A 19,229-nucleotide genomic window follows, 5' to 3' on the forward strand; every position below is an offset into this window, starting at 1 on the left:
ACTATACTCGCCTCTGGGGCAATCAGTCGTTGCTCTAGAGGCTATTTTTTGGTCATTATATGATCAACGCCTGACGCCGCTGCTCCGGCAAACCCTGCAACACCAGCTGATAAGAGCGATCGATTAATGAATAAAACTGTGAATTAGGTAGTTCACCATCCAGAAACACTGTGTTCCAGTGCGCTTTATTCAAGCGTTCACTCGGCACGATCTCCGGATGTTGCTCCCGTAAGCTCTCCGCCAATTCTGGGCTGGTTTTCAATGAAATAGAGGGTCGCCCCTTTGTCTCTCCCACCATGGCAAACATCACGTCTCCGACTTTAATCTGATTGACCTGCCACACCTCATGATCACTCTGCTCAGCGCCCGGCTTGGACATACAGTATTCCAATAATGCTGAATTATTCATTGGGTTATCTCCTGTGATGGGCCTATACCGTCTCGCGAAAAAGCCTCATCAGTTATTTATTCCATAAGAACACTCAATCTATCGATACAGCAATATGCTGAAGTGCCAGCTTGCACCTATCACTAAAAGTTTACTGTGACCGATGAATGATCACTTGGCCGATGCTAGCCACATTATTAGTATATTCTTTAATCGATCCACAGCCATTAACTTGAGGCTAAATTGACCGGGGATGAGGATAAGTGGCGGAAAGTTGGCAGAAAAAATAAAACAAAAAAGGCGCAATGAGTGCGCCTCAGACTGCTGACAAAGTTGATCAGCGGGGAAATGTGCCGAATGGGTCGTAACGGCGTGAGCCGTCGGAGCGCCCATCGGTGCAGTCGCCCCGCCAGTTTCGGAGTGACAAAATAGGTTTGTCATCAACCTCAGGCGCAATGAGTGCGCCTTGATAGCTCAATTACTGTACGGCAGCAAAAGCAGCAGCAACCCGCTGAACATTACTGTGATTAACGCCCGCCATGCACATCCTGCCGCTGGCAATCAGATACACGCCAAACTCTTCGCGTAGGCGATCGACCTGTGCCTCGCTAAAACCGGTGTAGCTGAACATACCGCGCTGTTGCAGCAAATAGTCAAAATTGCGATGAGGTAGCGCAGCTTTTAAGGCCTGTACCAATGTGCTGCGCATTTCAATAATCCGCAGGCGCATCTGTTCCACTTCGGCCTGCCATTTCGCCCGCAATTCAGTGTCATGCAGCACTTTCGAAACCACTTGCGCGCCAAAATTTGGTGGGCTGGAGTAGTTACGGCGCACCGTGGCTTTCAGTTGCCCCAACACGCGACCCGCCGCCTCTTCACTTTCGCACACCACCGACAGGCCACCGACCCGCTCGTTATACAGGGAGAAAATTTTGGAGAAGGAGTTGCTCACCAGACAGGGCAATTCTGCTGCCGCCATCGCGCGAATGGCGTAGGCATCTTCATTTAGCCCAGCCCCAAAACCTTGGTAGGCGATATCGAGGAACGGGATAAGATCCCGCGCTTTGGCCACTTCAATGACCTGATCCCACTGCGCATTGGTCAGATCAGAACCCGTCGGGTTATGGCAGCACGGATGCAGCAACACGATACTTCTGGCGGGTAATTGCTGCAATGTTGCCAGCATCTGCTCGAATTTTACACCCAGTTTCTCATCATCAAAGTAGGGATAGGTATTCACCTTAAAACCTGCGCCACCGAAAATTGCGACATGGTTTTCCCAAGTGGGATCACTGACCCACACCTGTGAATCAGGGAAATAGTGATGCAGGAAATCAGCACCCACTTTCAGCGCGCCAGAACCGCCCACGGTTTGGATCGTCGCGACGCGTTGCTGAGCCAGCATTGGATGATCGCGACCAAAAAGTAACTGCTGGATCGCGGTGCGGTAGGATTGCAAACCTTCCATCGGCAAATAAACCGGTGTTCCGTGTGGCTGAGCACTCAACTGAGCTTCAGCAATGTCCACCGCCTGCATCTGCGGGATTTCACCCTGTTCGTTGTAATAAAGCCCGATGCTCAAATTGACTTTATCTGCTCGGTCGTCGGCTTTAAAACTTTCCATCAGTGAAAGGATTGGGTCACCTGCATAGGCGTCAACATTTTGGAACACGGCGCTGCTCTCCTGTATCAATAATAGTTATCTTACCCTGCAATGCAGCTTACCTTATTCACCCAGATATTCCATCGCTACGCGGGAGGTCAGCTTAGTGATCAATTCATAGGCGCTGATACCGGTGCAGGCCGCGATCCGCTCGACGGGCAATTCGGCCCCCCATAGCAACACTTCATCGCCGACTTTATCGTGGGCATCTGGCCCGAGATCGACCGAAATCATATCCATAGAAACTCGCCCGACAATGCAAACTTCGCGGCCATTGACCCACATTGGCGTACCGGATGGGGCGCTGCGCGGATAACCGTCGCCGTAACCAATTGCCACTACACCCAAGCGCGTATCTCGCTCACTGATCCAAGTGCCACCATAACCCACTGGCTCACCCGCTTTATGTTCGCGCACCGCAATCAGGCTGGATTTCAATGCCATGGCTGGCAATAAATTAAAATGGCTGGCGTATGGCTCATCCAACGGCGAAACACCATACAGAATGATCCCAGGGCGAACCCAGTCACGGTGCGCTTCTGGCCACAGCAAGATACCGCCGGATGCCGCGATAGATTGCTTACCGGGCTTATCGGCAGCAAAGGCATCAAAACAGCTAAGTTGCTGACGAGTGGTCTCCACTTGTGGCTCATCTGCACGACTGAAGTGGCTCATGATATTGACTGGCTGAATGACATTCCGGCATGTACTTAAGCGCTGATAAAGAGCTGGCGCGTGTTCAGGGCGAACCCCCAGACGGTGCATCCCGGTATCCAGTTTCATCCAAACATTGATCGGGGCGGGAAGATCGGCGGCTTCCAGCGCTTCCAGTTGCTCAATGCTGTGGATCGCCGTTTCAATGCGGTTCGCCACCAGAATCGGCAGGTCCTCTGCGGCAAAGAATCCTTCCAGCAGCAAAATCGGTTTTACAATTCCACCGGAACGCAGCATCAGGGCTTCACCAATCCGCGCGACGCCGTAGCAATCGGCATCCTGCAAGGTATGTGCTGTTTCTAATAACCCGTGGCCATAAGCGTTTGCTTTCACAACAGCAATCAGGCGGCTTTGCGGCGCCATGCGCCGAACCTGTTGCAGGTTATGTCGCAGAGCGCGGCGGTCAATTACTGCGGTTGCCGCTTTCATTTCTTATCCTTAATAGAGGTTATGCCCAAAGTCATTGGAGTTGCAGGTAGGCAGCAAGCGAACAAATCCCGATGAGCTTACACAAGTAAGTGATTCGGGTGAGTGAGCATGGCTAACAACCCTGCAGTTTCAATGACAAAGGGGATATTATTCGTCGTCGTATTGCGGGCCAGCATAGTTATCGAAACGCGACCATTGACCATTAAACTTCAGTCGAACAGAGCCGATCGGGCCGTTACGCTGCTTACCCAAAATAATTTGTGCGATCCCTTTCTCATCACTGTTCTCGTGATAAACCTCATCACGGTAGATAAACATGATTAAGTCAGCATCCTGCTCAATGGATCCGGACTCACGTAAGTCGGAGTTAACTGGCCGCTTATCGGCGCGCTGCTCCAAACTACGGTTAAGCTGCGACAGCGCCACCACCGGCACTTGCAGCTCTTTGGCTAAGGCTTTCAGGGAGCGTGAGATTTCGGCTATTTCCAAAGTACGGTTATCCGACAGCGACGGCACTCGCATCAATTGCAGATAGTCGATCATGATCAGACTTAAACCGCCATGCTCGCGGAAGATACGCCGGGCGCGGGAGCGCACTTCAGTGGGCGTCAGGCCAGAGGAGTCATCAATGTACATATTGCGCTTTTCCATCAATATCCCCATGGTGCTGGAGATACGCGCCCAATCCTCATCATCGAGCTGGCCGGTACGGATGCGGGTCTGATCGACATGTGACAGTGAGGCCAACATACGCATCATGATCTGGTCGCCGGGCATCTCCAAACTGAAGATCAATACCGGTTTTTCCTGCATCATCGCGGCGTTTTCGCATAGGTTCATCGCAAAAGTGGTTTTACCCATTGATGGACGCGCTGCAACAATAATCAAATCTGACTTCTGCAAGCCGGCGGTCTTTTTATCTAAATCGGTAAAACCGGTTGAGACACCGGTGACACCATCATGGGGGCGCTGATAGAGCTGCTCAATACGCGCCACTGTGGCTTCGAGGATCTGATCGACACTTTTCGGCCCTTCATCTTTGCTGGCCCGACTTTCGGCAATCTGGAAAACTTTGGACTCGGCCAAATCCAATAAATCTTCACTGCTACGCCCTTGAGGATCGTAACCGGCATCTGCAATCTCATTGGCCACGGAGATCATCTCACGGACGACGGCACGTTCGCGCACGATATCAGCATAAGCACCGATATTCGCCGCACTTGGCGTATTTTTGGATAACTCGGCCAGATAGGCGAAACCGCCGACCGAATCTAAATCGCCCTTTTGCTCCAGTGACTCAGACAAGGTGATCAGGTCGATCGGTTTGCTGTTTTCCAGCAACCGCTGCATTTCAGTAAAGATTCGGCGATGTGGGCGGCTGAAAAAGTCATTACTGGCGACGCGTTCTGACACATTATCCCAGCGCTCGTTATCCAGCATCAAACCGCCCAACACGGACTGCTCTGCCTCCAGCGAATGAGGCGGGAGCTTCAGCCCTTCCATCTGGCGGTCTCGTGGCTCTGTCATATTGTTAGTTGGTTTTTTGGCAGCCATGAAGAGTGTTCTTTACCTTTGTTGCGAATAGAAAAATGACGAATAGAAAATATAGCGACCTAGTATATACCCAAAGCAATTGGAGTTGCAGGTAGGCGGTAAATGAATGATAAATCGGTCAGATATCAAGCCGTGATTTGCTAAGTGAATGCCGCTATCTCAAGCACTGAGGGCGAATGATGAATGACCTATCACTTATCGGTCTTAGCCAGATCTTGGCTACCCACGCAGAACCCTGTAGGGTGAAAACAGATCTACACTGAGGAACTAATATGGCAAAGCATATTCAATTTACCACCACTGGCGGACCTGAAGTGTTGCAATACCTTGATTTCACACCAACAGATCCCACGGCTGATGAAGTTCAGGTAGAGAACAGAGCGATCGGCATTAACTATATTGATACCTATATCCGTAGCGGGCTTTATCCGCCACCCCATTTTCCGAGCGGCCTGGGGACGGAAGCGGCGGGTGTTGTCGTGAAGGTGGGTTCATCGGTTCACACCCTAAAAGTGGGGGATCGGGTGGTCTACGCTCAGTCAGCCCTCGGCGCTTACAGTGAAGTGCACAATGTCGCAGCGGAGAGGATTGCCTTGCTCCCTGAGCAGATCTCTTTCGAACAAGCGGCGGCGTCATTCCTCAAGGGGCTGACAGTGCAATATTTATTGCGTCAGACCCATGAAATCAAACCCGGCGAACTATTTTTATTCCACGCCGCAGCCGGCGGGGTCGGCCTCATTGCCTGCCAATGGGCAAAAGCACTGGGCGCGAAACTAATTGGCAGTGTTGGCTCGGATGAAAAAGCAGAATTAGCCAAAGCCGCAGGTGCCTGGGCGACGATTAACTATCGTACCGAAAGTATAGCCGAACGGGTGGCTGAGCTGACTGATGGCGAAAAAGTTGGCGTCGTATATGACTCGGTTGGGAAAAGTACCTGGCTGGACTCACTCAACAGCCTTAAGCGCCGAGGTTTGCTGGTCAGCTTCGGTAATGCCTCCGGCCCGGTAACAGGGGTTGACCTTGCTATACTGAACCAAAAAGGCGCGCTGTATGTAACCCGCCCGTCACTCAATATGTATGTGACCAATCGACAAGAGCTGGAAAGTGCCAGTCAGGAGCTGTTTTCGCTGATTACCAGCGGTGCGATTAATGTTGATGTGGCTCAAAAACAGCAATTCCCGCTGCGGGATGCCCACCGGGCCCATGAGATATTAGAAAGCCGCCAGACCACGGGGTCCAGTTTACTGATCCCTTAATTTCCGGCGCTAATAATGGATAGCCCAATATTGCTATCCATTATTTAAATTAGCACTTATTAAAAAAGTTATTTTCTATTATTTCAGCCAACTGAGGAGTGAATCCCAATTGCTCTGAGCGCATTATCTATATATCCTCAGTTTGTAATACTGAAGCAGCTTTATTCATTACATATATTGAGGTTTTAATTATGCATAATTCAGAAACTAATAGAGATATAAAAACATTATTGAACGCTTTTTATCGTGACAATAGAATAAGCAATGAAGAGTGTCAGATTCTGCGAGACTTTGCTGATGAAAGATTTGACGCAGTGCTAAATAAATTTGGTAAAAACAACAACTTGTCTGCCTTTCAAAAATCTACTGACATCACTACCCAATTAATGCAACAAAGTTTCTTTGATATAAAAGAGAAATGTCCGAATGAAGAGGAGAAGAAAGCCATTAAGGAGGCATTTGTCGCTCAGATAGTTTACATCATTGCCAATTATAATAGATTTTTTACCAACCTTTAATATTATAAGTTCACAACATCACTTATTCACTTAATTTATTTAGTGCGCTAAGCATTAGCCGCTAGTCTTTCACTATAAAAGTAATAGTCAGAGCCTCTATTATTCGAGGCTCTGACTATACTATTTCTTTGATGCATTTGTAGGGGTACAGCAGAGTATTCCACCAGAACTAACTGCCGTTTATACGGCTATTTTTACCTCTGGCAGAGATGAAAATGTGATACCAAAACATATCGGGTAGCATCCTAGCAAGCTCGCTGGCGAAAAAATACGTTTTCCCCCAGATTGGCCCGACTAAACTTTCAGGCTGTGATCGCTGCCGCAAGAAAGTAAAATTTTAGTCACGCCTGATGGCCGGTTTCTGCATCGAACGCCAAAGCCAGACCATGACAACGGCCAGAATCAGCCATGGCAACAACTTAATCATCATGACGAACAATCCGCCGACCATCATAAAAGCCGCCGCAACCAGCAAAGCGGCAAATATTCCCAACAAGGAAATACCGGTCACCATCAACATGATGAAAAAACCGATAACAAAAAGAATTTCAAACATGGCAAGCTCCTTACTCATTGTTTATATCCCACGCGCCACATCGTCAAATATCGGCACCGACCGGGGTTTTAGCAAGAGTATTACAAGAAATGTGCCAACCTGGATGATATCGCTAATACATTGAATTTATTAGCGATAACTGAGTTATAGCCTACCTGAGATACTGGTAGGCATGGTCAATATGACTAACTTATAGTGAACTTTACTGTGGCCGAGTGACAAGCGCCAACGCCTGCTCAACCACAGAGACATCCGCGCCGGGCTTATGCGCATTTTCACTGAGATGGCGACGCCACTGGCGCGCGCCGGGAATGCCTTGGAAAATACCCAAAATATGACGAGTGATATGGCCGAGATAAGCCCCCCGTGACAGCTCCTGCTCAATATAAGGATAAAGCGCTTCAATCGCCTTGACGCTATCAACTACTGGGGCATTTGAATCAAACAGCTCGCGATCCACTTGCGTCAAAATACTTGGGTTTTGGTAGGCTTCGCGCCCCATCATCACCCCATCAAGGTGTTTGAGATGCTCTTTGGCTTCAGCCAGCGTTTTCACCCCACCGTTAATGGCGATGGTCAATACCGGGAAATCACGTTTGAGCTGATAAACCCGCTCATAATCCAGTGGCGGCACTTCGCGGTTCTCTTTCGGGCTAAGCCCTGAGAGCCAGGCTTTTCGCGCATGAATGGTGAAAATATCACACTCGCCCTGTTCAGCAACGGTTTGCACAAATTCGCACAAAAACTCATAGCTATCCAGTTGGTCAATCCCAATCCGGGTTTTCACTGTGACTGGAATAGAAACCACGTCACGCATGGCCTTAATGCAATCAGCGACCAGGTTGGCTTCAGCCATTAAGCAGGCACCAAAACGACCATTCTGTACCCGGTCAGAGGGGCAACCTACATTCAGATTTATTTCATTGTATCCGCGAAGCTCAGCCTGTTTGGCACAATGCGCTAATGCCTGCGGGTCGCTACCACCAAGTTGCAGCGCGACAGGATGATCCTGCTCACTATAAGCCAGATAGTCGCCTTTACCATGAATAATGGCACCGGTGGTGACCATCTCGGTATAGAGCAAAGTTTGTTTGGTTAACAAGCGATGAAAATAGCGACAGTGGCGATCTGTCCAGTCGAGCATCGGCGCGACGGAGAAACGCTGTAGGGGGTATGGCGGCTTAGTGGCCTGAGTGCTGGAAAATGTCTGAGCTTCGTGCATTTACTGTGATTTCATCTGTTATTACTGCATCTATTACCCATTGATTTGCTCACTAAATGAACAACGCAAAGGGATGGAATTCGCAATTATACCATAGAACCTGCCATGGCTGCCCGTGTGATGGTGAAGCTATATGATAGTGGAATCATAGAGTGATAATGAAGTCGGTGGCTGCGGCGACATACCAGAATTGTGATACCCGCCTTCCCCTCGCCTTTTCATCTATCGGCGATTAACAGTAAATATGGTAAAATCAGTTCAATTCGAATGCTGCGGGATGTATATGATGAACCCTATCAATCAGGAAAAACTGCTGGCTCAGGCTGAAAGCTTGTGCCAGCAACGTAACGTCCGGCTGACACCGCAACGTCTTGAAGTATTACGCTTAATGGCGCAACAGCCTGGCGCAATCAGCGCGTATGATTTATTGGATTTACTGCGTATTTCGGAACCTCAGGCCAAGCCACCGACTGTTTATCGCGCGTTGGATTTCTTACTGGAACAAGGGTTTATTCACCGCGTTGAATCAGCGAACAGCTATGTGTTGTGCCATCATTTTGAAGAGCCAACCCATACTTCGGCGCTATTTATCTGTGATCGCTGCAAGATAGTGACAGAACGTACCACTGTGGGTATCGAAGAATCGCTGGCGCAACTAGCCAAACAATCAGGTTTTACCCTGCGTCATAGCGTGGTTGAAGCTCATGGTTTATGTGCTGAATGCGGGGTCGTTGAAGCCTGCGATAGCCATGATCATTGCGATCACGACCATTCGATTGTGACCAAGAAGAAATAGTGCTCTGGTGATAGCAAATAGACTGTCGCCCGCAAGGCGGCAGGATAGTAATTAATAAAGAGAAATAAAACACTTCCTTGTGTCGCATCAATATAAATACTCAATCTGATGAAATGCTTTTTATTAAAAATGGCTATTTTATGATTATTAAATAATAAGCAATAAAATGTAGATTTAATAATAAGCATGTAACCAAACGAGAGACTCAGTTAATTTACATCAATATCAATTTAACTCCATTTAACGCGGCAGTTACCAGTGATATTTACTGTGGTCTTCCCAGGCTTTAACTTCTTTCTCGGCTTGCTCTTTCTGGTAGCCGTACTTTTCCTGAATTTTCCCCACCAACTGGTCACGCTTACCTTCAATTACCGTAAGGTCATCGTCAGTCAGCTTGCCCCATTTCTCTTTCACTTTGCCCTTAAACTGCTTCCAGTTACCGTCGGCTTGATCTTTGTTCATGGTATCTCCGTTAGCTTGTGATTAGTCAGTTTATTTAGTACGACAAACATTCGCTATTTATAACAGTGGCGTTATTTAAATTCTACCACTCACACTCATTGCTTATTTAAATATCGTCACAATGCTTATCGTAGGAATAACTATAGCAGAGGAGACTGATAATTGAAGTCTAGATAATATTAATTACTGGAGTTGTGATGGAAAAGAAAAAATAAGCACTGATAATATTTAGCTAAAACAGGAGGTAATAGCCTATTGTCGGAATGTTCTCAATCTAAATATAATTAAGCCATTTGGAGGGGGTAGCAAATATACCCTCCTGACTCGAAGGGTATATAGGGAACACTAAAATCAGATCCAGTCGCCATTACGGATGACGCCAACGGCTAATCCTTCAATGGTGAAACTCTGTTCTCGCAGATCGACAACAATCGGCTGGAATTCGCTGTTTTCTGGTAGAAGCTGCACGATATTACCCTGTTTTTTCAGGCGTTTTACCGTTACTTCATCATCAATGCGGGCGACAACTACTTGCCCGTTCCGCACATCCTGCGTTTTGTGTACCGCCAGCAGGTCGCCGTCCAGAATACCGATATCTCTCATCGACATTCCATTAACCCGCAACAGGAAATCTGCGCTTGGCTTAAACATTGATGGATCGACTTTGTAGTGCCCTTCGATATGTTGCTGTGCCAGCAGGGGTTCACCTGCGGCAACCCGCCCAATCAGTGGCAGGCCATCCTCTTCTTCCATCAGCAAACGAATGCCACGGGAAGCGCCAGAGACAATCTCAATCACACCCTTGCGAGCCAGTGCTTTTAAATGCTCTTCAGCGGCGTTAGGAGAGCGAAACCCCAGACGCTGCGCAATTTCGGCACGGGTCGGCGGCATACCGGTTTGCGCTAAGTGATCGCGAACCAGGTCATAAACCTCTTGCTGTCTGGTAGTAAGTGCTTTCATTCCGCCCCCTGTTTGTTTATACAGTCTTGCTGTGAGTATATACAGGTAAGCGGGTGTTGGGAACCAAAGAGTGAATAAAAACAGGGATTAATCACAGCTTATTTGTGTCCTGTTGTGAACTCACTCCCCTGCTATTGGCGATTACATTAGCCGAAATGGTGCCAAAGTGCGGTTATCCAGACGAAAATGGCTAACAAAACAGCTAAAAACACGGCGGCGGAACCCATATCTTTCGCTCGCCCTGACAGCTCGTGGAACTCACTGCCGATTCGGTCTACCACAGCCTCAATCGCGCTATTGATAACTTCAATAATGATCACTAATACGACACTACTAATTAATAAAATGCGTGTTACGACATCTATATCCAGCCAAAACGCCAGTATGATAGCCGTGATAGCAGCGACAGTTTCTTGGCGAAAAGCCGCTTCATGCTTCCAGGCTGCGCATAAGCCTTGTGCAGAATACCCCGCTGCTTTATAGATTCGCGTGAGTCCTGTGACTTGATTCGCCATGTTTTATTGCCTTTATCTTAAGTAGATGATGATTTTTACCGCTTTCTGTTGTCTCATCACCACAGATCTAAAAACCAGTTTCTGGTATCCTTGCGATGAATTGCTAACAAGAGGCTTCATGTTGTTATGTCAGGTTGGCGTAAAATATATTATAAGTTGTTGAATTTACCACTTAAATTGTTGGTAAAAAGCAAGGTTATTCCGGCAGATCCTGTGACTGAGTTAGGGTTAGACCCGTCTCGTCCTATTCTGTACGTTTTGCCTTACAATTCTAAGGCTGATTTACTGACTTTGCGAGCACAGTGTCAGGCGCTGGATCTGCCCGATCCATTGATTCCATTGGAGATCGATGGCGTGCTACTCCCCAGCCATGTGTTTATCGACAATGGCCCGAGGGTCTTTCGCTATTACGCGCCGAAACAGGAGTCGGTAAAACTCTTCCACGATTATCTGGATCTACATCGCAATAATCCGGCGCTGGATATCCAGATGCTACCGGTTTCCGTGATGTTTGGCCGCTCACCAGGTCGTGAAGGCCATGGTACACCACATCTGCGCGTGCTTAACGGCATACAGAAATTCTTTGCCGTCTTGTGGCTGGGGCGCGATAGCTTTGTCCGTTTTTCGACCACAGTCTCACTGCGTCGTATGGCCAGCGAACACGGCACCGATAAAACCATCGCCCATAAGCTGGCGCGTGTGGCACGGATGCACTTCTCACGTCAGCGCCTAGCGGCAGTCGGCCCAAGCCTGCCGGCCCGTCAGGATCTGTTCCAGAAGCTGTTAACCTCCAAGGCGATTGAAAAAGCCGTGGCTGATGAAGCGCGGACCAAGAAAATCTCCCATGAGAAAGCGCAGCAAAACGCCATTACGCTGATGGAAGAGATTGCAGCGGACTTCTCTTATGAAGCCGTGCGTCTGTCTGACCGGGTATTGAGCTGGACGTGGAACCGCTTGTATCAAGGCATTAATGTCCATAATGCCGAGCGTGTGCGGCAACTGGCGCAAGATGGTCATGAGATAGTCTATGTGCCTTGCCATCGCAGCCATATGGATTATCTGCTGCTCTCCTACGTGCTCTATCATCAAGGGTTGGTGCCGCCACATATTGCTGCGGGTATTAACCTTAACTTCTGGCCTGCTGGCCCGATTTTCCGCCGCCTGGGCGCGTTCTTTATTCGCCGCACCTTTAAGGGCAATAAACTCTACTCAACGGTGTTCCGTGAATATCTGGGTGAGCTGTTTACCCGTGGTTATTCGGTGGAGTACTTCGTGGAAGGGGGCCGTTCACGTACCGGCCGCCTGTTGGAGCCAAAAACCGGCACGTTGTCGATGACCATTCAGGCCATGCTACGTGGCGGTTCGCGCCCTATCACCTTGGTGCCGATTTATATCGGCTATGAGCATGTGATGGAAGTGGGCACTTACGCCAAAGAGCTACGTGGCGCGACCAAAGAGAAAGAGAGCCTGTTGCAGATGCTACGTGGCTTGCGCAAGCTGCGTAATCTTGGTCAGGGCTATGTTAACTTTGGTGAGCCGATCCCGCTGACCACCTATCTGAACACCAATGTGCCGCAATGGCGGGATGCTATCGATCCGATTGAAGCTCAACGCCCAAGCTGGTTGACGCCAGCGGTGAATGATTTGGCCGGTAAGATTATGGTCAGAATCAACAATGCGGCCGCTGCCAATGCCATGAACCTCTGTTCTACCGCGTTGTTAGCATCACGTCAGCGCTCACTGACCCGCGAACAGTTGCTTGAGCAGCTCGACTGCTACCTGCAACTAATGCGCAATGTACCTTATGCGAAAGATGTCACCGTACCGGATAAAACACCGGAAGAGTTACTGAATCACGCCTTGAATATGAATAAGTTTGAGGTGGAGAAAGATAATATCGGTGACATTATCATCCTGCCACGGGAACAAGCCGTGCTGATGACCTACTATCGCAATAATATCCAGCACTTGCTGATGCTGCCGTCACTGATTGCCAGCATGGTGATGTACCACCGTCGCATTACCCGTGCCGAGTTGTTGCGTCAAATCAGCATGATTTATCCGATGTTGAAAGCCGAACTGTTCCTGCATTACAGCAAAGAGCAGTTGCCGAAGACGCTGGATACCTTGATTGATGAACTGGCTCGCCAACAGTTGATTTGCGACAAAGGGAGCGAATTGGTGCTGAATCCGGCCCGTATTCGCCCGCTGCAATTATTGGCCGCCGGTGTGCGTGAAACACTGCAACGCTATGCGATTACGCTATCGTTACTCAGTGCCAACCCCAGCATCAATCGTGGCGCGCTGGAGAAAGAGAGCCGCATCATGGCGCAGCGTTTATCCGTGCTGCATGGGATTAACGCACCGGAATTCTTTGATAAAGCAGTCTTTTCAACGCTGGTCGGCACCCTACGTGAAGAGGGTTATATCAGTGATAGCGGTGATGCGGTTCAAGCCCATACGCTGGAAGTATATAACATGCTGAGCGCCTTGATGACGCCAGAAGTGAAGCTGACGATTGAAAGTGTCAGTATGCCAGCGGAAACCAGCAACCAACTGCCGGAACCTGAGGCTAATGATAAGTCGGAAGATTAATCCTTCAGGGTAGAAATAGGAGTGGCCAGACTTACCATCTGGCCATTTTTTATCGGCTTGTCATTGCTTACATGTAGTTGATGAGAATGCCTAAAAACAGCACCAGCCCCACATAATTATTATTCAAAAATGCACGGAAACAGGCGTCCCGCTCACGCCCGGCAATCATCTTCTGTTGATGAACAAACAGCGCTCCCGCCAGCAAAATGGACCAATAGAATGCCCCGCCTAGATTCATCAACCAGCCTATGACCACCAGCAGCAGCAGTGTAGCCAGTTGCAGCAAACCAATGATCAATTTGTCATGCTGACCAAACAAAATGGCGGTGGATTTCACGCCAATTTTGAGGTCGTCGTCACGATCAACCATCGCGTATTGAGTGTCGTAGGCGACTGTCCAGCAGATATTGGCCAGTAATAGCAGCCAGCAGACCAGCGGTAAACTTTCGCTGACCGCAGCAAAGCCCATGGGGATTGACCAGCCAAAAGCTGCGCCTAACACCACCTGCGGCAGATGGGTGAACCGTTTCATAAACGGATATACCCAAGCCAGTGCCAGTGCCGCCAGCGACAGCGCGATGGTCATCAGATTGAGGGTTAAGACTAAGCCAAACGAGAGCAGCACCAAGAGCACAAACAGGATTTTGCTCTCCTTTTCGCTGATGATACCGCTGGGTAGTGGCCGGGAGGCGGTGCGTTTCACAAAGCCATCAATATGTCGGTCAGCATAATCATTGACCACACAACCGGCCGCGCGCATGAAAAAGACCCCTAAGACAAAGACTGCCAGTATCCGCATCTCTGGGATGCCTTGCCCCGCCAACCATAACGCCCACAGGGTCGGCCACAGCAGTAGTAATGAACCAATTGGTTTATCAATACGCATCAAACGGCAATAGGCCAGCCATTTGCTCTGAACAATACTTCCCTTCAATTTATCCATCTCCTAAATCTCACCGCCACATCAACCAGCTGAAACCGAATAAAGCGGCGAGGCCGGTAAAAAAACTTCTGTCAGTAACAAGGGCTTGCCAGACAGGCGCAGCAACGAACGGCGCGCCCATAGTGCATCCTGCCGCCCCACTTGAATATAATCCCGGGTTAAATTGTCGCCACCAAATAAATAGCGCCCAAGCGGTAGTGTGCCTAAATCCACCAGCGCGCGGTCAGGGCCGGACAGGGTCTCCTCGGGGATCACCGTGCGGCCCAGTAGCCAGGGTTCATTATCACCACACAAAATGATTTCCCGCAGCCAATAACGTTCGCTTACGGGTAAATGCTCTGCATCTTCACCTAACTCACGGCGCGTAATAAAGCACTCCCGTTGCGGTTCGACGTGCACCCGCTGGCAATGTTGCTCAAAACGCCGAGTCATCGACCCCAACTCCATCAGCCAGTCCGCGATGTCAGTGGGAAGATTTGGTTGCTCAATGGCACGCCATTGGATAGGTTTTAAAATTGATGCATCGCCGGTAGACATGGGACTCGCTCCCTGCTGGGGATAAAACAGTGGCTAAATAGGGTGCCATTGTAGCGCAGAATGGCGCTGTGGCGGCATCTGATTATCATAACCACAACAAGCAATTAACTCAGATATATTCAGCGGATAGAGAAAGAGAGAATAGAAGATTGGTGCATGCCACGGAGAGAACCGGCAGATCGTAAAGATGCCGTCAGCCACTTATTGAGCGAAACAAGGCGTAGCGAGCGGCAGTAGTTTAGGTGCAGACAGCGCGCAGTAGCCGCTTATAGATCAAAATAAAAAAGGTGCGTCGAAACGCACCAACCATCCAGCCATACTCGGCAGTGCCGGGATTTAACCCTTGCCTTTTACACTACCAATAAAGGTTTTTCGGGCTGAAGTTGAGCCCAAATGTTCCGCCTCGTTCAACAATTTAAGCGCCTTATCGACATCGCCGGATTTCACCGCGTCTTTAATCGCCTGGTTGAAGTAGTTTTCAGTTTCGCTCAGCATCGGTTCTGCTGGTTTTGCTGCTGATGCCGCTACCGCTGCGGGTTGAGTGGCGCTGCCCACCACCACTGGGGCCGAAACCGGTGCTGCCTGAATCAAGCCAATCATGACATTACCCATGCCTTGCTCGGCTGTGGCTTTAATTTTTAAGTTGCCCGTTGGGGTATGTTTGGCAATTGGGTCTGGAATATCTGGCACCGCGTTACCCACGCCCATGGCGTAAGCTTTAGCCGGATCAAGCAGTTTGGTGGTTTTTGCCAGATCTTCGCGCGTGGTATACACCAGCAGATAAATTTGTTTCTGACCCAGCGCTGGCGTCAGTTTCATCACCCCTTGCAGGCGGTCGCTGGTCATAATGCCCGCTTTTTCATAGGTGAAATAGCTGGAGGGGTAGTAAGCGGCCGGGCGCATTTGCTCGTCGAGCACCAATACGCTAGGGGAGAACAGCTGGTTATCGATAACTAAGCTGCTGAGAGTGATCTCCATCGATCCACGATCGGCAGGCAATGCAAAGGCAGCAACCGCCCCTTCAATATTCCCTTGCGAGATTTGCGGGCTGGCAGTTGTCAGTTTGATGTCTTGGGTCGCCGGTGGCACTAATGGCTGCCATGACAACTGCTGTAATGTGGCGGTACTGATGGTCGGCGCGATAGAAACATTCGCCGGAGAAATGGTTGAGTTGGCGGCTGCCAGAGGTGCGGTGATCCCCAGAGCCAATGCCAGACAGAGTGTCAGCAGATTTTTTTTCATTGTTATACCCTCATGCATTGAGTGTCGGCGCTAACTGTGCACAGGCAAGGTTGGCAGAGTTAACCAATTATATCCGTCATACTTCAAGCTACAGGGATGTTGGCTGCAACTTGAGGTATGACGGGTATATAGACTTATCTTGTTAAAAACAGGAATCAAAACAGAACAGCCGCCCCGAAGGACGGCTGCATCACTGCTGTTACCACCAAGCTTCGAATTGCGCACCGAAGGTGACTTCGTTGCTCTTGCCGCGGCTGTTGGTATCGAGGGTGCCATCTTGCGCCACGCCAGTGGTATCGTTGTAGCCCCACTTCTCATCCCAGTTGGCATAAGTGGCGAAGACACGGATAGCCGGACGTGACCAGATGCTGTCGCCTGCTTGCCATTGTTGCGCCAAAGTCAGTTTGTACTGGCCGTTACGCTCGCCGGTATGTTGTGACTTCACATTATCGTAGCCCGCTTCCAGCAAGGTACTCATGATTGGCGTCCATTTGTACATTGGGCGCACACCCACGCTGTACCAAGTGTTGCCGTTGTTGTTATCCAGATCAGTATCCTGATATAACGCGACGTACATCATGTCCCACTTCTCGGCCAGATTGATGGCACCGTGGTCAATAATGCGCAGCATATGACCGTTGTTATTCACAGATGTCCCTTGTGAATGGCCGCTGTTGTAGGAGGTCATGGAGTCAGTGGCATACTGAATAACAAATTTGTTAAAGCCACCCATCATGCTTTGGGTATGTTCCGTGGTCAGCATCACGCCATCTTTCGAGGCATCTTGTGCTAACGAGTAACCATCTTGAGTATTGGCGCGACCGTAATCCACACCAAACTCCAGTGTGCCGCCGGGGTTCGTTTCTAAACCGGCTAAACGCACGTCGTACACATCGTTAACTGTGTGCTCGGCAAATTTTTGTTGATTGTCGATCCAAGCACTTGAACCCCCCGCTTCGGAGTTACGGGTTGCTGCCACAGATAATTTACCGAAGCCCAGATCAATTGACTCTAAACCTGCACCAGGGCCAGAAATATCCCAGTAGTAGAAGTCAATCATATGGACATCATGACGTTGATAGAAACGTTTACCGGCCCACATGTTGGCACCCGGCAAGGATTCGATCAGATTCTTACCCTGCACGTTGGCTTCGCGGAATGCGGGGGTAGTCGATTCCCAGTCATCCCGTTGTGAAACGGAATATGCCACGTTGGAATCGAAGTAGAAGCTCTTATCGCCCTCTTTCCACAACTCCTGGCCTAATTTAAGTTCCGCATAAGTTTCACACTCGTTGCCCAGACGGTATTTACTTTGGGCACCTGTCGTTTTGAAACATTGTTGTTCGCCACCGCTTCCGGTCCAACCGATACCAGAACGTGCATACCCGTGGAAATCAACTGCCATGGCTTGAGTGGAAAGGACACCAGCGGCAACAGCCAGTGCTATCGGTAACTTGCGCAGAGTAGTCATCAGTAATCTCCTGTTATATTTGCCTATCGGCATGCGTGCTTAACATTTGCCGTCACCGGGCGCTGCTATCTTTAAACGCCCAGTTCTTGGTACAGCCGTTTACATGCGGTGCCATCCTCACGGAACAGGTGGCAGCGATGTGGTGGCAGACCGATGGAGAATGTTGCACCTTCTTCTACCAGCACCACGTCGTTCTGGCGGTAAACCAAGTTCTGACGTATTGCCGGGATTTGGATATGAATTTGAGTCTCGTTACCCAGTTGCTCGACCACCTGAATCTCGCCCTCCAGCGTGACTTCAGAGGCATTGCTTGGCAGCAGATGTTCCGGGCGGATCCCCAAAGACATATTCGCGCCGACTTGAACCTGAGTGCCCTCTACCGGTAGCCACACTAACTGGCCATTGGGATTTGGCAGTTCGATCTGCACCTGATGAGGTTCAACGGCGGTCACTTTAACTGGTAAAAAATTCATTTTTGGCGAGCCGATAAAGCCCGCAACAAAGCGATTGGCTGGGTAGTGGTACAGCTCCAGTGGTTTACCCACCTGCGCCACATTGCCCGCGTCCAGCACCACAATTTTGTCGGCCAGCGTCATGGCTTCGACCTGATCATGGGTGACGTAAATCATGGTGCGTTGCAGCCGCTTATGGAGCCGCGATATCTCAATGCGCATCTGTACTCGCAGTGCGGCATCCAGATTGGATAGCGGTTCATCGAGCAAGAAAACATCCGGCTCAGCCACCAAGGTGCGACCAATCGCCACTCGTTGACGCTGGCCTCCTGATAGCGCCTTTGGCCGCCGATCCAGCAGGTGAGCCAGTTGCAGCACTTCTGCTACCTGATTCACCCGTTGGTTAATTTCAGCTTTTTTTGCACCTGCCAATTTCAGGCCAAACGACATGTTTTCTGCCACCGACAGGTGGGGATAAAGTGCATAGGACTGAAACACCATGCCGATGCCGCGTTCAGAAGGCGGCACTTCGTTCATCCGCTTACCACCAATCAGCAACTCACCCGAGGTAATGTCCTCAAGACCGGCAATCATCCGCAGCAGCGTTGACTTTCCACATCCGGATGGGCCAACAAACACCACAAATTCACCGTCATCGATCTCCAGATTGATATCTCTGGAGATCACAGCCTCACCAAAGGCTTTATAAACGCCACTCAGCGTGACATTAGCCATCTGTTACTCCTTTGCTTTCGCAAACAACTTTTCATAAAAACCTGAATGAAGAAAAATGGCGGAAGCAAATCCCGGCATAACCATCGATAACTCCCAGCCCTGATAACTCTCTGGCTACGCGTCGTTCCGCCAGACTTTAAGCCGGTTGCCCCGGACGACGTCGCGGCCTGAGTATAGGGCGGCACGTGAGTTAACGCTTCAACGTCTTGATCTGGCTGGGT

General features: G+C 49.7%; 18 protein-coding genes. 4 read left to right on the forward strand and 14 right to left on the reverse strand.

Annotated features, from left to right (window positions below; translation table 11 throughout):
* Nucleotides 1-55 precede the first annotated feature (55 nt).
* The 4 genes from HRK25_RS04440 to dnaB all read right to left on the reverse strand — a co-directional run bounded on the left by HRK25_RS04440 (nt 56) and on the right by dnaB (nt 4,748).
* A complete protein-coding gene (locus HRK25_RS04440) occupies nt 56-409 on the reverse strand; it encodes an MmcQ/YjbR family DNA-binding protein (protein WP_032896596.1) in 354 nt (117 codons plus the stop codon).
* 457 nt (nt 410-866) lie between these two features.
* A complete protein-coding gene (locus tag HRK25_RS04445; RefSeq protein WP_005271256.1) occupies nt 867-2,060 on the reverse strand; it encodes an amino acid aminotransferase in 1,194 nt (397 codons plus the stop codon).
* 54 nt (nt 2,061-2,114) lie between these two features.
* Nucleotides 2,115-3,194 (reverse strand): alanine racemase, encoded by a 1,080-nt coding sequence (alr, locus tag HRK25_RS04450; protein ID WP_005271253.1) that lies wholly within the window; start codon nt 3,192-3,194, stop codon nt 2,115-2,117.
* 147 nt (nt 3,195-3,341) lie between these two features.
* Complete coding sequence (gene dnaB / locus HRK25_RS04455) at nt 3,342-4,748, reverse strand: replicative DNA helicase (protein WP_005191462.1); 1,407 nt, start codon at nt 4,746-4,748, stop codon at nt 3,342-3,344.
* A 272-nt stretch (nt 4,749-5,020) separates the two neighbouring features.
* On the opposite strand from dnaB, the gene HRK25_RS04460 reads away from it, so the two are divergent.
* On the forward strand, nt 5,021-6,004 hold the full coding sequence (locus HRK25_RS04460; protein ID WP_005271251.1) for a quinone oxidoreductase: 984 nt from the start codon (nt 5,021-5,023) through the stop codon (nt 6,002-6,004).
* Nucleotides 6,005-6,195: 191 nt separating this feature from the next.
* On the forward strand, nt 6,196-6,522 hold the full coding sequence (locus HRK25_RS04465; protein WP_005271249.1) for a hypothetical protein: 327 nt from the start codon (nt 6,196-6,198) through the stop codon (nt 6,520-6,522).
* A 337-nt stretch (nt 6,523-6,859) separates the two neighbouring features.
* Here the strand turns inward: HRK25_RS04465 and pspG are convergent, their stop codons facing one another.
* Nucleotides 6,860-7,078 carry an envelope stress response protein PspG gene (gene pspG / locus HRK25_RS04470; protein WP_005271246.1) on the reverse strand — a complete coding sequence of 73 codons (219 nt, stop codon included), beginning with the start codon at nt 7,076-7,078 and terminating at the stop codon, nt 6,860-6,862.
* 202 nt (nt 7,079-7,280) lie between these two features.
* Nucleotides 7,281-8,300, reverse strand: coding sequence for a tRNA dihydrouridine(20/20a) synthase DusA (gene dusA / locus HRK25_RS04475; RefSeq protein ID WP_005271244.1), 1,020 nt, complete (start codon nt 8,298-8,300; stop codon nt 7,281-7,283).
* Between the two features lie 286 nt (nt 8,301-8,586).
* Between dusA and zur the strand changes: the two genes are divergently transcribed.
* Nucleotides 8,587-9,096 (forward strand): zinc uptake transcriptional repressor Zur, encoded by a 510-nt coding sequence (gene zur, locus HRK25_RS04480; RefSeq protein WP_032896654.1) that lies wholly within the window; start codon nt 8,587-8,589, stop codon nt 9,094-9,096.
* A 252-nt stretch (nt 9,097-9,348) separates the two neighbouring features.
* Here zur and HRK25_RS04485 read toward each other — a convergent pair whose 3' ends face one another.
* The 3 genes from HRK25_RS04485 to HRK25_RS04495 form a co-directional block, all read right to left on the reverse strand.
* Nucleotides 9,349-9,558, reverse strand: coding sequence for a CsbD family protein (locus tag HRK25_RS04485; RefSeq protein ID WP_005271239.1), 210 nt, complete (start codon nt 9,556-9,558; stop codon nt 9,349-9,351).
* Nucleotides 9,559-9,909: 351 nt separating this feature from the next.
* Nucleotides 9,910-10,518, reverse strand: coding sequence for a transcriptional repressor LexA (gene lexA / locus HRK25_RS04490; protein WP_004704739.1), 609 nt, complete (start codon nt 10,516-10,518; stop codon nt 9,910-9,912).
* A gap of 146 nt (nt 10,519-10,664) precedes the next feature.
* Nucleotides 10,665-11,033, reverse strand: a complete 369-nt coding sequence (locus tag HRK25_RS04495) for a diacylglycerol kinase (protein ID WP_032896587.1) — start codon at nt 11,031-11,033, stop codon at nt 10,665-10,667.
* 126 nt (nt 11,034-11,159) lie between these two features.
* Here HRK25_RS04495 and plsB point away from each other — a divergent pair, with 126 nt between their 5' ends.
* Nucleotides 11,160-13,628 (forward strand): glycerol-3-phosphate 1-O-acyltransferase PlsB, encoded by a 2,469-nt coding sequence (gene plsB, locus HRK25_RS04500; protein ID WP_005271237.1) that lies wholly within the window; start codon nt 11,160-11,162, stop codon nt 13,626-13,628.
* Between the two features lie 67 nt (nt 13,629-13,695).
* Here the strand turns inward: plsB and ubiA are convergent, their stop codons facing one another.
* The 5 genes from ubiA to malK form a co-directional block, all read right to left on the reverse strand.
* Complete coding sequence (gene ubiA / locus HRK25_RS04505; RefSeq protein ID WP_032896652.1) at nt 13,696-14,562, reverse strand: 4-hydroxybenzoate octaprenyltransferase; 867 nt, start codon at nt 14,560-14,562, stop codon at nt 13,696-13,698.
* Between the two features lie 30 nt (nt 14,563-14,592).
* Complete coding sequence (ubiC, locus tag HRK25_RS04510) at nt 14,593-15,108, reverse strand: chorismate lyase (RefSeq protein WP_005271235.1); 516 nt, start codon at nt 15,106-15,108, stop codon at nt 14,593-14,595.
* A gap of 336 nt (nt 15,109-15,444) precedes the next feature.
* On the reverse strand, nt 15,445-16,350 hold the full coding sequence (malM, locus tag HRK25_RS04515) for a maltose operon protein MalM (RefSeq protein WP_032896585.1): 906 nt from the start codon (nt 16,348-16,350) through the stop codon (nt 15,445-15,447).
* Nucleotides 16,351-16,549: 199 nt separating this feature from the next.
* The gene (locus HRK25_RS04520) at nt 16,550-17,821 is read right to left on the reverse strand and encodes a maltoporin (RefSeq protein WP_005271233.1); all 1,272 of its coding nucleotides are present in this window, start codon (nt 17,819-17,821) and stop codon (nt 16,550-16,552) included.
* Nucleotides 17,822-17,892: 71 nt separating this feature from the next.
* Entirely contained in the window at nt 17,893-19,008 is a 1,116-nt protein-coding gene (gene malK, locus HRK25_RS04525; RefSeq protein ID WP_005271232.1) for a maltose/maltodextrin ABC transporter ATP-binding protein MalK, read from the reverse strand.
* Nucleotides 19,009-19,229: the final 221 nt, after the last annotated feature.

The sequence above is a fragment of the Yersinia bercovieri ATCC 43970 genome (assembly GCF_013282745.1).
Taxonomy (GTDB): Bacteria; Pseudomonadota; Gammaproteobacteria; order Enterobacterales; family Enterobacteriaceae; genus Yersinia; species Yersinia bercovieri.

Excerpts from the sequence above, each read along its gene's own strand:
- plsB (WP_005271237.1), top strand. The coding sequence starts at position 11,160 with ATGTCAGGTTGGCGTAAAATATATTATAAGTTGTTGAATTTACCACTT.
- dusA (WP_005271244.1), bottom strand. The coding sequence starts at position 8,300 with ATGCACGAAGCTCAGACATTTTCCAGCACTCAGGCCACTAAGCCGCCA.
- zur (WP_032896654.1), top strand. The coding sequence starts at position 8,587 with ATGAACCCTATCAATCAGGAAAAACTGCTGGCTCAGGCTGAAAGCTTG.
- alr (WP_005271253.1), bottom strand. The coding sequence starts at position 3,194 with ATGAAAGCGGCAACCGCAGTAATTGACCGCCGCGCTCTGCGACATAAC.
- HRK25_RS04485 (WP_005271239.1), bottom strand. The coding sequence starts at position 9,558 with ATGAACAAAGATCAAGCCGACGGTAACTGGAAGCAGTTTAAGGGCAAA.
- HRK25_RS04495 (WP_032896587.1), bottom strand. The coding sequence starts at position 11,033 with ATGGCGAATCAAGTCACAGGACTCACGCGAATCTATAAAGCAGCGGGG.
- lexA (WP_004704739.1), bottom strand. The coding sequence starts at position 10,518 with ATGAAAGCACTTACTACCAGACAGCAAGAGGTTTATGACCTGGTTCGC.
- HRK25_RS04440 (WP_032896596.1), bottom strand. The coding sequence starts at position 409 with ATGAATAATTCAGCATTATTGGAATACTGTATGTCCAAGCCGGGCGCT.
- HRK25_RS04460 (WP_005271251.1), top strand. The coding sequence starts at position 5,021 with ATGGCAAAGCATATTCAATTTACCACCACTGGCGGACCTGAAGTGTTG.
- malM (WP_032896585.1), bottom strand. The coding sequence starts at position 16,350 with ATGAAAAAAAATCTGCTGACACTCTGTCTGGCATTGGCTCTGGGGATC.
- malK (WP_005271232.1), bottom strand. The coding sequence starts at position 19,008 with ATGGCTAATGTCACGCTGAGTGGCGTTTATAAAGCCTTTGGTGAGGCT.
- ubiC (WP_005271235.1), bottom strand. The coding sequence starts at position 15,108 with ATGTCTACCGGCGATGCATCAATTTTAAAACCTATCCAATGGCGTGCC.
- HRK25_RS04465 (WP_005271249.1), top strand. The coding sequence starts at position 6,196 with ATGCATAATTCAGAAACTAATAGAGATATAAAAACATTATTGAACGCT.
- HRK25_RS04520 (WP_005271233.1), bottom strand. The coding sequence starts at position 17,821 with ATGACTACTCTGCGCAAGTTACCGATAGCACTGGCTGTTGCCGCTGGT.
- dnaB (WP_005191462.1), bottom strand. The coding sequence starts at position 4,748 with ATGGCTGCCAAAAAACCAACTAACAATATGACAGAGCCACGAGACCGC.
- pspG (WP_005271246.1), bottom strand. The coding sequence starts at position 7,078 with ATGTTTGAAATTCTTTTTGTTATCGGTTTTTTCATCATGTTGATGGTG.